This window comes from Streptomyces sp. NPDC048297, assembly GCF_043201585.1.
Taxonomy (GTDB): Bacteria; Actinomycetota; Actinomycetes; order Streptomycetales; family Streptomycetaceae; genus Streptomyces.
On the sequence record NZ_JBICZA010000003.1, the window covers coordinates 149953 to 163458 of the forward strand.

Here is a 13506-nt window from a genome sequence, read left to right on the forward strand (position 1 = left end):
CCCTCGCCGCCTCGGACCTCGCGCCTCAGTCCCTCGTCGCCGGCTCCTTCGGGCGTTCCGTCGCCGGGCCGCGCCGTACCGCGCCCGGGGCGCTCCACTCCTGGCGCTTGCGGGCGCGCAGCTTGGCGGCTTCGGAGGAGGCCAGCTGGTAGGGCACGGAGGTGACCATCACGCCGGGGGTGAAGAGCAGGCGGCCCTTGAGGCGCAGCGCGCTCTGGTTGTGCAGCAGGTGCTCGTACCAGTGGCCGACCACGTACTCGGGGATGATCACCGAGACCGCGTCGCGCGGGGACTCCTTGCGCAGGCCCTTGACGTACTCGATGATCGGCCGCGTGATCTCGCGGTACGGCGAGTCGAGCACCTTCAGCGGTACGTCGATCCCGCGCCTCTCCCACTCCTCGTGGAGTGCCTTGGTCTCCGCCGGGTCGACGTTGACGGTGAGCGCCTCCAGGGTGTCGGAGCGCATCAGCTTGGCGTAGGCGAGGGCGCGGAGCGTCGGGCGGTGGATCTTCGAGATCAGGACCACCGAGTGGATCCGCGAGGGGCGCACGCTGTCGTCGTCCGGGCCCTCGGGGGCCGAGATCTCCTCGGAGACCCGGTCGTAGTGCTTACGGATCGCCGTCATCGTCGCGTAGAAGATGACCATGCCGAGCAGGGCGACCCAGGCGCCGTGCGTGAACTTGGTGACCAGGACGACGACCAGGACCAGGCCGGTGAAGAACGCGCCGAACGTGTTGATCGCGCGGGAGCGGATCATGTGGCTGCGCTTGGCCGGGTCCTTCTCGACGGCTAGGTGGCGGTTCCAGTGCCGGACCATGCCGGTCTGGCTGAGCGTGAAGGACACGAACACGCCGACGATGTACAGCTGGATCAGGCGGGTCGAGTCGGCGCCGTAGATGACGGTCAGCAGGGCCGCCGCGCCGGCCAGCAGGACGATGCCGTTGGAGAAGGCGAGGCGGTCGCCGCGGGTGTGCAGCTGGCGCGGCAGGTAGCGGTCCTGGGCGAGGATCGAGCCGAGCAGCGGGAAGCCGTTGTACGCCGTGTTCGCGGCGAGGAAGAGGACCAGGGCGGTCGCGGCCGCGAGCACGATGAACAGGAAGCTGCCCTTGCCGAACACCGCCTCGGCGACCTGGGAGATCACCGGGTTCTGGACGTATCCGGAGCCGACCGGGATGCCGTGGTGGATCAGGTCGGTGGCCGGGTTCTCGGCCATGCGGACCTTGGTCGTCATGGCGAGGATGATGATGCCGCAGAACATGGTGACGGCCAGCAGGCCCATCATCGCGAGCGTGGTCGCCGCGTTCTTCGACTTCGGCTTGCGGAAGGCGGGGACACCGTTGGAGATGGCCTCCACGCCGGTGAGCGCGGCACAGCCGGAGGAGAAGGCGCGCAGGAGGAGGAAGACCAGGGCGAAGCCCGCCAGGCCCTGGTGCTCGGCCTTGATGTGGAAGTCGGCCGTCGGGGCGCGCAGGGTGTCACCGAGGGCGAGACCGCGGAAGGCGCCCCAGGCGATCATGATGAAGACGCCGCCGACGAACACGTACGTCGGGATCGCGAAGAGCTTGCCCGACTCCTTCACGCCGCGCAGGTTCATCAGCGTCAGCAGGACGATCACCGTGACCGCGCACAGGACCTTGTGCTCGACCACGAACGGGACCGCGGAGCCGAGGTTCTCGATGCCGGAGGCGATGGAGACGGCGACGGTCAGGACGTAGTCGACGAGCAGGGCGCTGGCGACGGTGAGGCCGGCCTTGGGACCGAGGTTGGTCGTCGCCACCTCGTAGTCGCCGCCGCCGCTCGGGTACGCGTGGACGTTCTGCCGGTAGGAGGCGACCACCGTGAACATCAGCACGACGACCGCGACCGCGATCCAGGGGCTGAAGTGGTACGCCGACACACCCGCGACGGACAGGACCAGCAGGACCTCTCCGGGCGCGTAGGCGACGGAGGACAGCGGGTCGGAGGCGAAGACGGGGAGGGCGATGCGCTTCGGCAGGAGCGTTTCGCCCAGCCGGTCACTGCGCAGTGCGCGCCCGATCAGGATCCGTTTGGGCACGTCGGTCAGTTTGGACACGACAGAGGATCGTAGGGCTTCGAACAGGCAGCCGCCCACCCGGTGTCTCGAATCTGCCTCACGAGTGAAATCGCGGGCGCACGGAACTGCGGATTCCGTGGTCCGCGCGCCCTCCGTGCCTAGATGGCAGACCCCGCCTGTCATCGCACCTCCGGAGGTCCCATGCCCGCGACCGCAGAGCTGATCGGTGCCACGGTCGCCCTCGTCGGCCTCGGAATCCTGACCGCGTGCAGCGTGCGCAGCATCACGCGCAGACGGGTGCCGCCGGTGCCTGTTCCGGCGCCCGCGGCGGACGAGTGACCAGGCGGCGGGACGCGTGACCAGGCGGCGGGACGCGTGACGTCGCCGCGTGCCGGGGATGATCGCCGGCAGCGATCCCCACAGCCACGGTGCGGTGATCCTCACAACCACCGCACAGGGGTGCCCACCTCCGAGCACGCTTGTGTAGCTTTGGGCGTCGGTCTGAGACCCTGATGCTGAGCAGCAACTTTTGGACACCGGAAGGACGGTCGTGCACATCGTCATCATGGGCTGCGGGAGAGTGGGTTCCGCTCTTGCCCAGACCCTGGAGCAACAGGGCCACACGGTCGCCGTGATCGACCAGGACCCCACCGCCTTCCGCCGGCTGGGCCCGGGATTCGGCGGTCGCCGCGTCACCGGTGTCGGCTTCGACCAGGACACCCTGCGCGAGGCGGGCATCGAGGAGGCCGGCGCCTTCGCCGCCGTCTCCAGCGGTGACAACTCGAACATCATCTCCGCGCGTGTCGCACGCGAGATGTTCGGCGTGGAGAACGTGGCCGCCCGTATCTACGACCCCCGCCGCGCCGAGGTCTACCAGCGCCTGGGCATCCCCACCGTCGCCACGGTCCGCTGGACGGCCGACCAGATGCTGCGCCGGCTGCTGCCCTCGGGCGCGGAGCCGCTGTGGCGCGACCCCACCGGGGGCGTCCAGCTCGCCGAGGTGCACGCGTCCCCCAAGTGGGTCGGGCACAAGATCAGCAAGCTGCAGGAGGAGACGGGCGTCCGCGTGGCGTTCCTGACCCGCCTCGGCGAGGCCGTCCTGCCCACCTCGCAGACGGTGCTGCAGGAGGGTGACCTGGTGCACGTGATGATGCGCACCGACGACGTCGACAAGGTCGAGGCGGCGTTCGCCGGGGGCCCGGAAGAGGAGGGCGGTCACTGATGAGGGTCGCCATTGCCGGAGCCGGCGCCGTCGGCCGCTCGATCGCGGGCGAGCTGCTGGAGAACGGCCACGAGGTCCTGCTGATCGACAAGGCCCCGACCGCCATCTCGGTGGAGCGGGTGCCGCAGGCGGAATGGCTGCTGGCCGACGCCTGCGAGATCACGTCCCTGGACGAGGCGGCGCTCCAGCGCTGCAACGTCGTCATCGCCGCGACCGGCGACGACAAGGTCAACCTGGTCGTCTCCCTGCTCGCCAAGACGGAGTACGGCGTTCCGCGCGTCGTCGCCCGTGTGAACAACCCGAAGAACGAGTGGCTGTTCAACGAGGCGTGGGGCGTGGACGTGGCCGTCTCCACCCCGCGTCTGATGTCCGCCCTGGTCGAGGAGGCGGTGAGCGTCGGCGACCTGGTCCGCCTGCTCCGCTTCAGCCACGGCGACGCCAACCTCGTCGAGCTGACCCTGCCCGAGGAGTCGGCCCTGGCCGGCACCCAGGTCGGTGACGTGGAGTGGCCCGAGGACACCTCGCTGGTCACGATCATCCGCGGCACCCGCGTCCTGACGCCGTCCAAGGAGGACTCCCTGGAGGCCGGCGACGAACTCCTCTTCGTGGCCGCCCAGGCCCGCGAGGAGCAGCTGGAGGATCTGCTCTCCGTGCGGCGCGAAGAAGGCTGAGCCGCAGCGCAGCCGCTACGACGGCGAAGGGCGCCCCTGGCATCCAGGGGCGCCCTTCGCCGTCGTCCGGCGGCTGTCTATGCCTCGCGGCGGTGCCGTCCGCCCGTGGGTTCACCACTCTCGGCGGCGAGCGCGGCCTTGCGCTCCTTCTCGGCCTTCTCCGCCTGCTCGGCCTTCTCCGCCGCCTCCATCTCCGCGAACACGTCGATCGGCGCGGGCGCCTTCGCCAGGAAGACCCAGGTGAGCCAGACGGCGAGCAGGAACGGCGGGATCTTCAGGGCGACCAGGACCCAGCCGAGCTTCGTCGTGTCGGACCACCAGTACAGCGGGAAGAGGATCGCGCACTTGGCGAGCAGGATCAGGCCCCAGGCCCAACTGGCCTTCGCGTAGGCCTTCTTGCGGCCGGGGTTGCGGGTGCGCCAGGAGAGGTTCTCCTTGAAGACCGGGCCGAGGATCAGACCGATCAGGGGGACACCGGCGAGGGTCGTGACGATGTAGGCGAGCGCCAGGCCCAGCGTGTAGAGCATGCCGGGGAGGTAGAAGTCCTTGGCGTTTCCGGTGAACATCGCGAACACGACGCCGAAGGCCACGCCGAAGACACCGCTGAAGGCGTGCTTGACGGTGTCCTTGCGCACCAGCCTGACGACGACCAGCACCAGGGACACGGCCAGCGCGGCGATCGCCGAGATGTGCAGGTCCTTGTTGACCGTGAAGATCGCGACGAAGAGGAGACCGGGCAGGACCGTCTCGACCATCCCGCGGACTCCGCCGAACGCCTCGAACAGCGCGGCCTCGGTCACCGCCCGGGCATCGTCGGTCTGCGCCTTCGTGGCGTCTTCGGTCGGCTTGTCGAGGGACGTCACCGGCTACTCCCGTCCGAGGGGTCGCAGTTCGTATTTCGGGTTGAACAGCACCCGGCGGCCGCGGCTCATCGAAACCCGGCCCGATGCGATCAGCTTGCGCCCCGGTTCTATGCCGACGATGGAGCGTCTGCCGAGCCACACCACGTCCAGCGCGGCGGTGCCGTCGAACAGCTCTGCCTCCAGGGCCGGGACCCCGGCGCGCGGCCGCAGGGTGACGGTGCGCAACGTACCAGTTACGGTGACGATCTGGCGGTCCTGACAGTCACCGATCCGGGTACACCCGGCGGTCTCCGCGTCCTCCCGCAGCTCCTCGGACTCCAGGTCCTCCTGGGACGAGGAGAGCCGGTCGAGCATGCGCCGGAACCGGCCGGCCGGCTTTTCGGAACGAGGAACAGCAGTCATGTCTGAAGCGTACCGGGGTGCACCGACGGCGCCGTAGTCCATCTCACTCCGGCCGCTCGCTCCAGGCGCTGACCTGGGCCGCTCACTCCGGCCGGCCTCTCCGCCGCCTCCGCTCACTCCGGCCGGCCCCCTCCGCCCCCGCCTCCCCTCACCTCTCGAACCGGTACCCCATCCCCGGCTCCGTGATGAAGTGCTTCGGATGCGACGGATCCGTCTCCAGCTTCCGCCGCAGCTGGGCCATGTACACCCGCAGGTAGTTGGTCTCCGTCCCGTACGACGGCCCCCACACCTCCTGCAGCAGCTGCCTCTGGCTGACCAGGCGGCCGGTGTTGCGGACGAGGACCTCCAGCAGGTGCCACTCGGTCGGGGTGAGCCGCACGTCCTTGCCGGCCCGGTTGACCTTCTTCGCGGCGAGGTCGACGGTGAAGCCCTCGGTCTCCACGGTCGTCACGTCGTCCTCGCCGGGCCCGACCGGCTCGGCACGGCGCACGGCGGCCCGCAGCCGGGCCAGCAGCTCGTCCATGCCGAAGGGCTTGGTGACGTAGTCGTCGGCGCCCGCGTCCAGCGCCTCGACCTTCTCGTCGGAGGTGTGGCGGGCGGACAGCACCAGGATGGGCACGCGGGTCCAGCCGCGCAGGCCCTTGATCACCTCGACGCCGTCCATGTCGGGCAGGCCCAGGTCGAGGACGACCACGTCGGGGTGGCGGGAGGCGGCGAGTTCGAGGGCGGTCCTGCCGTCGGGGGCCGCGTCGACCTCGTACATGCGTGCCTTGAGGTTGATCACGAGGGCGCGCACGATCTGCGGCTCGTCGTCGACCACGAGCACCCGGGTCATAGGGTCTGCCTTTCTGGTTCTGCCGGTTCTGCGATGTCGTGCCCTACTGGCTCTGCGATGTCGTGCCCTACTGGCTCTGCGATGTCGTGCCCTACGGGAAGGGGCCCGGGGCGCGTTCCCGCCGCGCGGAGGCTGAGCACCATGGTGAGCCCGCCGCCGGGCGTGTCCTCGGCGTTCAGGGTGCCGCCCATGGATTCGGTGAAGCCGCGGGCGACCGCGAGGCCGAGGCCGACCCCGGCGCCGCGCGGGGCGTCGCCGTAGCGCTGGAAGGGTTCGAAGATGCGGTCCTTGGCCTCGTCCGGCACTCCGGGGCCGCGGTCCACGACGCGGATCTCCACCCGGTCCACTATGGCGCTGGCGGACACCAGGACGCGCCGCTTGGGCGGGCTGTACTTGACGGCGTTCTCCACCAGGTTGGCGACGGCCCGCTCCAGCAGTCCGGGGTCGACGGCGACCATGGGCAGTGTCTCGGGGATGTCCAGCTCCACGCTGTCCTCGGGGACGCCGCCCAGGGCCATCGGTACCACCTCGTCCACGTCGATCTCGCGGATGAGCGGGGTGACCGTGCCGGTCTGCAGGCGGGACATGTCGAGCAGGTTGCCGACGAGGTGGTCGAGCCGGTCGGCGCCCTCCTCGATGCCCTTGAGCAGCTCGGCCTGGTCCTCCTCGGACCAGGCCACGTCGTCGGAGCGCAGCGAGGAGACGGCGGCCTTGATCCCGGCGAGCGGGGTGCGCAGGTCGTGGCTGACGGCGGCGAGCAGTGCCGTGCGAATGCGGTTGCCCTCGGCGAGCGCGCGGGCCTGGTCGGCCTCCTCGCGCAGGCGCCTGCGGTCCAGCACGACGGCGGCCTGGGCGGCGAAGGCGGCCAGCACCCGGCGGTCCTCGGCGGGCAGCACCCGGCCGGTGAGCGCGAGGGCCATGTGGTCGCCGACCGGCATGTCGACGTCGGCGTCCTCGGGCCGCTCCAGCGTCGGCCCGAAGCCGGCGCGGCCCGCGCACGTCCAGGGCTCGACGTCGCTCGCCCGCTCCAGCAGGGCGGCCGACTCCATGGCGAAGGTCTCGCGGACCCGTTCGAGCAGTTCTTCGAGGCTCGTCTCGCCGCGCAGGACGTTGCCGGCCAGGAAGGACAGGATCTCGGACTCCGCCCGCAGCCGGGCCGCCTGGTGGGTGCGCCGGGCGGCGAGGTCGACCACCGAGGCCACGGACACGGCGACCCCGACGAATATCACGATGGCGACGATGTTCTTCGGATCGGCGACCGTGAAGCGGTGCAGGGGCGGGGTGTAGAAGTAGTTCAGCAGGAGCGAGCCGAACGCCGCCGCGGCCAGGGCGGGCAGCAGACCGCCGAGCAGCGCCGCCGCGACCGTGACGGCCAGGAACAGCAGCATGTCGTTGGCGAGGCCGAGGGCGTTGGAGTTCAGCAGCAACGCGAGCACGGCCGGCCCGATCAGCCCGACCAGCCAGCCCGCGACGACCCGGGAACGTCCGAGCCGGGCGCCCCGCGCCACGGGCAGTCCCCGCCCCTTGGCGGCCTCTTCGTGCGTGACGATGTGGACGTCGAGGTCGGGTCCGGACTCGCGGGCGACCGTGGAGCCGACGCCGGGCCCGAACATGTACTGCCAGGCCTTGCGGCGCGAGGAGCCCAGCACGATCTGGGTGGCGTTGACGCCGCGGGCGAAGTCGAGGAGGGCGGCGGGTATGTCGTCGCCGACGACATGGTGGAAGGTGCCGCCCAGGTCCTCCACCAGGGTGCGCTGCAGAGCCAGTTCCTTCGGGGAGGCACCGGTCAGGCCGTCGCTGCGCGAGATGTACACGGCCAGGACCTCGCCGCCCGCGCCCTTCTCCGCCAGCCGCGCGGCACGCCGTATCAGCGTCCGGCCCTCCGGACCACCGGTCAGACCCACCACGATCCGCTCACGCGAACCCCAGATCTTCGACACCCGGTGCTCACTGCGGTACGCGTTCAGGTACTCGTCGACCCGGTCCGCCACCCACAACAGCGCCAGCTCCCGCAACGCCGTCAGATTCCCCGGCCGGAAGTAGTTCGACAACGCCGCGTCGACCTTGTCCGGCTGGTAGATGTTCCCGTGCGCCATACGACGCCGCAGCGCCTGCGGCGACATGTCCACCAGCTCGATCTGGTCCGCCCGCCGCACCACCTCGTCCGGGACCGTCTCCCGCTGCCGCACCCCCGTGATCGACTCCACCACATCACCCAGCGACTCCAAGTGCTGGATGTTCACCGTGGACACCACATCGATCCCGGCCGCCAGCAACTCCTCCACGTCCTGCCACCGCTTCGCGTTACGCGAACCCGGAATGTTCGTATGAGCCAGCTCGTCCACCAGAGCGACAGCCGGAGCACGACGCAGCACCGCGTCCACATCCATCTCGGTGAACACGCTGTCCCGGTACTCGATCTCCCGGCGCGGAACCTGCTCCAGGCCGTGCAGCATCACCTCCGTGCGCGCGCGGCCGTGGTGCTCGACGAAGGCGACGACACAGTCGGTGCCGCGCTCCACACGGCGGTGCGCCTCGGACAGCATCGCGTAGGTCTTGCCCACGCCCGGTGCCGCGCCCAGGTAGATCCGAAGCTTGCCGCGTCCCATGGCCCCATTGTCTTCCAGATGACTGCTGCGTACGCAGGGTCGAGATTACGGCCAAGGTTCTGAACAAATGGGGCGAGGGCCCGCTCAACAGGGGTCTTTGACACAACTCTGACGGGCTCCGAGGCCCTGCCGGGCGGCGATCCGGCCGGCCCGGGCCCGGCCCTCTCCCCCGCTCAGTGTTCGACGATCTCGCCGTCGTGCAGCTCCAGCACCCGGTCGGCGAGGTCCAGCAGGGCGGCGTCGTGCGTGGCGACCAGGGCGGTGGCCTGTTCGCTGTGGACGACGGCGCGCAGCAGCTCCATGACGGCGTGCCCGGTCTCGGCGTCCAGCTGGCCGGTGGGCTCGTCGGCGACGAGCAGGACGGGCCGGTTGGCGAGGGCGCGGGCGATGGCGACCCGCTGCTGCTGGCCGCCGGACAGCTCGCCGGGCCGCTGAGCCGCGTGGTCGGCGAGCCCGACGAGGGACAGCAGCAGTTCGACGCGCTCCTCCCGCTCGCGCGGGTCGGCCCGGCGCAGCCGCAGCGGGACGCCGACGTTCTCGGCGGCGGTGAGGATCGGGATGAGCCCGAAGGACTGGAAGACGAACCCGATCCGGTCCCGGCGCAGCCGCAGCAGTCCGCTCTCGCCCAGCCCGGCGAGGTCGTGCCCCTCGACCTCGACCCGTCCCCGGTCGGGGGTGTCGAGTCCGCCGACGATGTTCAGCAGGGTGGTCTTGCCGGAGCCGGAGCGTCCCTTGAGGGCGACGAGCTCACCGCGCGGGACCTCGAAGGAGACCCCGCGCAGGGCGTGCACCGCGCCGGCTCCGCGGCCGTACGACTTGTGGACGTCCTCGACGCGCACCATGGTCTCGGTGACCACCTGGCTGCCGCCCATGCCGTCTCCCCCGGTTCCCCGTGCCCCCCGTGTCGCGCGTTCCCGTATGCGCGCGTTCCCGTGGGCCGGGCGCCAGTATGGCGGTGGGCGCCCGGCCGTTCAACGATGTGGCCGTCCTCGGAACGGATCAGTTCGGGTTGTCACCGTGGGTGAGGGTCTCCCAGGCCACGAAGAGGTTGTTGCTGCCGGCCGGGCGGTTGTCCAGGGTCAGTGCCTGGGTGTTCGTCATGGCGATGCCCAGGCGGTTGTGCAGGGCGTTGAAGCCGACCTCGGTGACCGGGCCGAGCCCCAGGTTGAGGCTGCCGCCGCAGAGCCAGGTGGGGACGGCCGTGCCGAGCTGGTACTTGGACTGGAAGCCGAGGGCCTGGCGCAGCCGCTCGCCGACGTCGGTGCCGTACAGGTCCTCGCCCTGGATCCGGCTGGTCTCGGCGACGTGCGAGATCGCGGAGATGCCATAACCCGTGTGGGTGAAGTCCCGGCAGGTCTCCTGGGTGAGCCCGGTGGCGAAGGTGGACTGCCCCTGCCAGTAGTTGACGATCTTGTCGCGGGTGTCGAGGTTCTGGCTGGGCACCGTCCTGGGCAGGTCGCCGTCGGACGCGAGGTAGACGTAGGCGGCGGTGCGGGTGCGGAACTTGGCCATGGCCGTGTCGTACGAGGCCTTGTCCTCCAGGAAGACGGAGATGCCGACGGCGGCCTCCATCATCGACAGCTCCCAGTTGCCGTTGGAGTTGGAGCCCTTGATGACGACCGGCAGGTAGACGTTGCGGAGCATGGTCGCGAAGCGTCCGGAGTTCGGCCAGCCGCCGGTGTACGTGTACTTGATGATCTCGGCGGCCTTGGGCCAGGAGGAGCCGGCCCAGCCGGTCTGCAGGGGGGCGTTGCTGTTGGTGTGGCTGGTGATGGTGCCCGACCAGGCGTCCATGATCTCGATGGACTTCTGGGCGTAGCGCGCGTCGCGGGTGATGTACCAGGCGAGGGCGTCGGTGTACGCGGCGATCGCGTCCTCGCGCTCGTCGGTGCACCCGTAGTTGGGGTTGGAGTAGGAGCCGCACTCGACGGTGGCGCGGGGCTTGGGCGTGCGGCTCAGGCTGGCGTAGGAGCTCGCCATCATCTGGTCGTACGCGCTCTTCCAGGGCTGGGCACCGGCCTGGACCTTGCCGCGGGCGAAGTCCAGCTGGCTCTGGGAGACGGTGACGCCCGGGTGGACGAAGGCGGTGGGGGCGGAGTGGGCGGCGGGCGCCGCGAAGACGGCCAGGATCAGGGAGGCCACCACGGCGAGCAGTGGGGTACGACGCACAGTGACTCCGTTCTCGTACATGAACACGGAGCGCCTTTGTGAACAGGCGTTGGCCGGACCGTAGGTACAGACCATTCGCGCGTCAAGGGGGCACGCACGTCAAAAGGGCCGCACCCCTCCTGGGGTACGGCCCTCTACGGCCCTGTAAGGCCCTGTCGTCTCCTGGGACACGGCCCGGCCCCGTACGGCCCTGCCGTGCCCTGCGGTGCGGCCCTGTCGTGCCGGACTCAGCGGACCTCGGTGATCTCCGGTCCGCGCTGCAGCTGGCCCATGCCGCCGGAGAAGCGCGAGCCCTCCTCCTGCTGGACGCCCTCGGGGACCATCTGGGCGTCGTTCGGCAGCTTGAGGACGATCGGGTCGCGGGGCGCCATCGGGCCCTCGCCGCGCATCACGACCGTGTCCCGGAAGATCTGCTCCAGCAGACCGGCCGCCTGCGGCTGCACCGCGCCCTGCCCGGAGATCACACCGCGCAGGAACCAGCGCGGGCCGTCCACACCGACGAACCGCACGACCTGGAAGCCGCCGGTGCCGTCGGGCAGCTGCACCGGCACCTGGGCCCGCAGCTCCCAGCCCAGCGGACCCTCGACCTCGTCGACGATGCCGCCCTGCTGGGTGATGCCGCCCGCGATCTCCTCACGGACCTCGCCCCAGATGCCCTCACGCTTGGGCGCGGCGAAGGCCTGCAGCTGGACAGCGCTGTCGTGCAGCACGACGGTCGCCGCGACGATCGCGTCGCCGGCGACCTCCACCCGCAGCTCCATGCCGTCGACGCCCGGCACGCACAGTCCGCCGAGGTCCACCCGGCCCTCGGCCGGGTCGCTCACCTCGGTGCTGTCCCACGGCCCCTCGGGCCGGGGCTCGGGCTCCAGCCGGACGCGCTCGCGTTCGGCCTCCGCCTCGTCCACCTCGTCCGCCTCGGTGTCGACGCTGTCGACGACCTGCTCGGCCTCGCCGGCCGCGTCCTCGGCGGCACCCTTCTTCTTGCGACGTCCGAACACGTCACTGTCCTTCCCGGTCGGATACGACCGAAGCGTATCGATTCCCACCCGTCGGACCGCCGTCGGCGGCCTGACCGCTTGTGCCGCTTCCGCCGCCCACCGCGGCGTGACCACCGGTGGACCCGAAGCCCCCCGCGGCCCGCGCCGAATCGGGAAGCTCCGCGACCTCCTGGAAGCGGACCCTCTCGACCTGCTGGACGACCAGTTGGGCAATCCGGTCGAAGCGCTCGAACCGCACGGACTCGCGCGGGTCGAGATTCACCACGATCACCTTGATCTCTCCACGGTACCCGGCATCAACCGTCCCCGGGGCATTCACGAGGGCGACACCGCAGCGGGCGGCGAGACCGGAACGCGGGTGCACGAAGGCCGCGTACCCCTCCGGGAGGGCGATCGACACACCGGTGGGCAGAACGGCGCGCTCTCCGGGCGCCAGGTCGCAGGCCTCGGTGGTGCGCAGATCGGCTCCGGCGTCCCCGGGGTGCTCGTACGCCGGAAGCGGTACGTCCGGGTCGACGCGGCGGATCAGCACGTTCAGGGGATCGCGGCGCGCGGGTTCTCCCGGGTGATCGCCGAGGGGCCGGTCCGGGCTCACGGGTTCACCTCGAAGGCGCGGGCACGCCGGATCCGGTCCGGGTCGCTCATGGCGGCCTGGATCTCCTCCTTGCGGCCGTGGTCGACGAAGTGGTCGACCTTCACCTCGATGAACAGCGCGTCGGCGCGGACGGCGACGGGGCCCTCGGGGCCGCCGATGCGTCCGGTGGCGGTCGAGTAGATCTTCCGCCCGGCGACGGCGGTGACCTCGGCCTCCAGATGCAGCGTGGTGCCCACCGGGACGGGACGCACGAAGTCGGTCTCCAGCCGGCCGGTGACGGCGATGGTCCGCAGCAGCCAGTTCAGCGAGCCGAGGGTCTCGTCCAGGGCGCTGGCGAGCACACCCCCGTGCGCGAGGCCCGGGGCGCCCTGGTGGGCGGGCTGGACGGTGAACTCGGCGGTCAGCGCGACGCCGTCGCGGGCACGGGCCTCCAGGAGCAGCCCGTGCGGCTGACCGGGGCCACATCCGAAACAGTGTTCGTAGTGGGCACCCAGAAGCTCGCCGGGCGCGGGGGCATCGGGATGCCGCACCGGCCGCACGGCGTCGGCGGGGGGCTGAAGAGCCGCGGAACTACCACTCACAGGCGCAGACCTTACCCGCGCGTCAGCCATACGCAGCCACCGTGCCAAGCTTGGCTTCATGCAGCTCTCCGCCACCCCCTACGAAGAACGCCTCACCGCCCCCCGCTCGTGGTGGCTGATCAGCTTCCTCGTGGGCGTCTCGTTCGCCCTGATCCTGCTCCCCTTCGGCACCCTGCCGCTGCTCGGCGGCCTGGTCGGCGGTACGGCCGTCTCGGCCGTGGTGGCCAGCGCGTACGGCTCCCCGCGCATCCGTGTGGTGGGTGACTCCCTGATCGCGGGCGAGGCGAAGATCCCGGTGTCGGCGCTCGGTACGTCGCAGGTCCTGGACCCGGAGGAGGCGCGCGCCTGGCGGACCTACAAGGCCGACACCCGCGCCTTCCTGCTGCTGCGCGCGTACATCCCCGAGGCTCTGAAGGTCGAGGTCACGGACCCGCAGGACCCGACGCCGTACCTGTATCTGTCGACCCGGGAGCCGGAGCGCCTGGCCGCGGCGATCGAGGCGGCGCGCAAGGCCTAGGAGACCAGG

The 13506-nt window shown here is 70.8% G+C and carries 14 protein-coding genes; 4 read left to right on the forward strand and 10 right to left on the reverse strand.

Going from position 1 to position 13506, the window contains the following annotated elements; all coding sequences use genetic code 11:
- Positions 1-25: 25 nt before the first annotated feature.
- Entirely contained in the window at positions 26-2074 is a 2049-nt protein-coding gene (locus ACGFYV_RS04480) for an APC family permease (RefSeq protein WP_393876849.1), read from the reverse strand.
- Between the two features lie 162 nt (positions 2075-2236).
- On the opposite strand from ACGFYV_RS04480, the gene ACGFYV_RS04485 reads away from it, so the two are divergent.
- From ACGFYV_RS04485 to ACGFYV_RS04495, 3 genes are all read left to right on the forward strand, one after another.
- Entirely contained in the window at positions 2237-2374 is a 138-nt protein-coding gene (locus ACGFYV_RS04485; RefSeq protein WP_393876850.1) for a hypothetical protein, read from the forward strand.
- Between the two features lie 211 nt (positions 2375-2585).
- On the forward strand, positions 2586-3257 hold the full coding sequence (locus tag ACGFYV_RS04490) for a TrkA family potassium uptake protein (protein WP_189997226.1): 672 nt from the start codon (positions 2586-2588) through the stop codon (positions 3255-3257).
- Positions 3257-3928, forward strand: a complete 672-nt coding sequence (locus ACGFYV_RS04495; RefSeq protein WP_393876851.1) for a potassium channel family protein — start codon at positions 3257-3259, stop codon at positions 3926-3928. The genes ACGFYV_RS04490 and ACGFYV_RS04495 overlap by 1 nt, the downstream gene beginning before the upstream one ends.
- 77 nt (positions 3929-4005) lie before the next feature.
- On the opposite strand, the gene ACGFYV_RS04500 is transcribed toward ACGFYV_RS04495, so the two are convergent.
- From ACGFYV_RS04500 to ACGFYV_RS04540, 9 genes are all read right to left on the reverse strand, one after another.
- Positions 4006-4791 carry a DUF3159 domain-containing protein gene (locus ACGFYV_RS04500; RefSeq protein WP_393876852.1) on the reverse strand — a complete coding sequence of 262 codons (786 nt, stop codon included), beginning with the start codon at positions 4789-4791 and terminating at the stop codon, positions 4006-4008.
- A 3-nt stretch (positions 4792-4794) separates the two neighbouring features.
- Positions 4795-5193 carry an OB-fold nucleic acid binding domain-containing protein gene (locus ACGFYV_RS04505; protein ID WP_393876853.1) on the reverse strand — a complete coding sequence of 133 codons (399 nt, stop codon included), beginning with the start codon at positions 5191-5193 and terminating at the stop codon, positions 4795-4797.
- A gap of 148 nt (positions 5194-5341) precedes the next feature.
- Positions 5342-6028, reverse strand: coding sequence for a response regulator (locus ACGFYV_RS04510; RefSeq protein WP_393876854.1), 687 nt, complete (start codon positions 6026-6028; stop codon positions 5342-5344).
- Positions 6025-8637: an ATP-binding protein gene (locus ACGFYV_RS04515; protein ID WP_393876855.1), complete on the reverse strand. Its 2613-nt coding sequence runs from the start codon at positions 8635-8637 to the stop codon at positions 6025-6027. Before ACGFYV_RS04515 ends, ACGFYV_RS04510 begins: the two co-directional genes overlap by 4 nt.
- Before the next feature lie 173 nt (positions 8638-8810).
- Positions 8811-9509: an ABC transporter ATP-binding protein gene (locus ACGFYV_RS04520; protein ID WP_393876856.1), complete on the reverse strand. Its 699-nt coding sequence runs from the start codon at positions 9507-9509 to the stop codon at positions 8811-8813.
- A 127-nt stretch (positions 9510-9636) separates the two neighbouring features.
- On the reverse strand, positions 9637-10827 hold the full coding sequence (locus ACGFYV_RS04525) for an alginate lyase family protein (RefSeq protein ID WP_393876857.1): 1191 nt from the start codon (positions 10825-10827) through the stop codon (positions 9637-9639).
- A 206-nt stretch (positions 10828-11033) separates the two neighbouring features.
- Positions 11034-11804, reverse strand: coding sequence for a DUF3710 domain-containing protein (locus ACGFYV_RS04530; RefSeq protein ID WP_393876858.1), 771 nt, complete (start codon positions 11802-11804; stop codon positions 11034-11036).
- A 1-nt stretch (position 11805) separates the two neighbouring features.
- Positions 11806-12399 carry a dUTP diphosphatase gene (dut, locus tag ACGFYV_RS04535; RefSeq protein WP_393876859.1) on the reverse strand — a complete coding sequence of 198 codons (594 nt, stop codon included), beginning with the start codon at positions 12397-12399 and terminating at the stop codon, positions 11806-11808.
- Complete coding sequence (locus tag ACGFYV_RS04540; RefSeq protein ID WP_393876860.1) at positions 12396-12980, reverse strand: PaaI family thioesterase; 585 nt, start codon at positions 12978-12980, stop codon at positions 12396-12398. The genes dut and ACGFYV_RS04540 overlap by 4 nt, the downstream gene beginning before the upstream one ends.
- A gap of 58 nt (positions 12981-13038) precedes the next feature.
- Between ACGFYV_RS04540 and ACGFYV_RS04545 the strand changes: the two genes are divergently transcribed.
- The gene (locus tag ACGFYV_RS04545; RefSeq protein ID WP_393876861.1) at positions 13039-13497 is read left to right on the forward strand and encodes a DUF3093 domain-containing protein; all 459 of its coding nucleotides are present in this window, start codon (positions 13039-13041) and stop codon (positions 13495-13497) included.
- The last annotated feature ends 9 nt before the right edge of the window (positions 13498-13506 follow it).

Bases quoted from the DNA above. Each gene is read 5' to 3' on its own strand.
- ACGFYV_RS04485 (WP_393876850.1), top strand. From the start codon at position 2,237: ATGCCCGCGACCGCAGAGCTGATCGGTGCCACGGTCGCCCTCGTCGGC.
- ACGFYV_RS04495 (WP_393876851.1), top strand. From the start codon at position 3,257: ATGAGGGTCGCCATTGCCGGAGCCGGCGCCGTCGGCCGCTCGATCGCG.
- ACGFYV_RS04505 (WP_393876853.1), bottom strand. From the start codon at position 5,193: ATGACTGCTGTTCCTCGTTCCGAAAAGCCGGCCGGCCGGTTCCGGCGC.
- ACGFYV_RS04510 (WP_393876854.1), bottom strand. From the start codon at position 6,028: ATGACCCGGGTGCTCGTGGTCGACGACGAGCCGCAGATCGTGCGCGCC.
- ACGFYV_RS04515 (WP_393876855.1), bottom strand. From the start codon at position 8,637: ATGGGACGCGGCAAGCTTCGGATCTACCTGGGCGCGGCACCGGGCGTG.
- ACGFYV_RS04520 (WP_393876856.1), bottom strand. From the start codon at position 9,509: ATGGGCGGCAGCCAGGTGGTCACCGAGACCATGGTGCGCGTCGAGGAC.
- ACGFYV_RS04525 (WP_393876857.1), bottom strand. From the start codon at position 10,827: ATGTACGAGAACGGAGTCACTGTGCGTCGTACCCCACTGCTCGCCGTG.
- ACGFYV_RS04545 (WP_393876861.1), top strand. From the start codon at position 13,039: ATGCAGCTCTCCGCCACCCCCTACGAAGAACGCCTCACCGCCCCCCGC.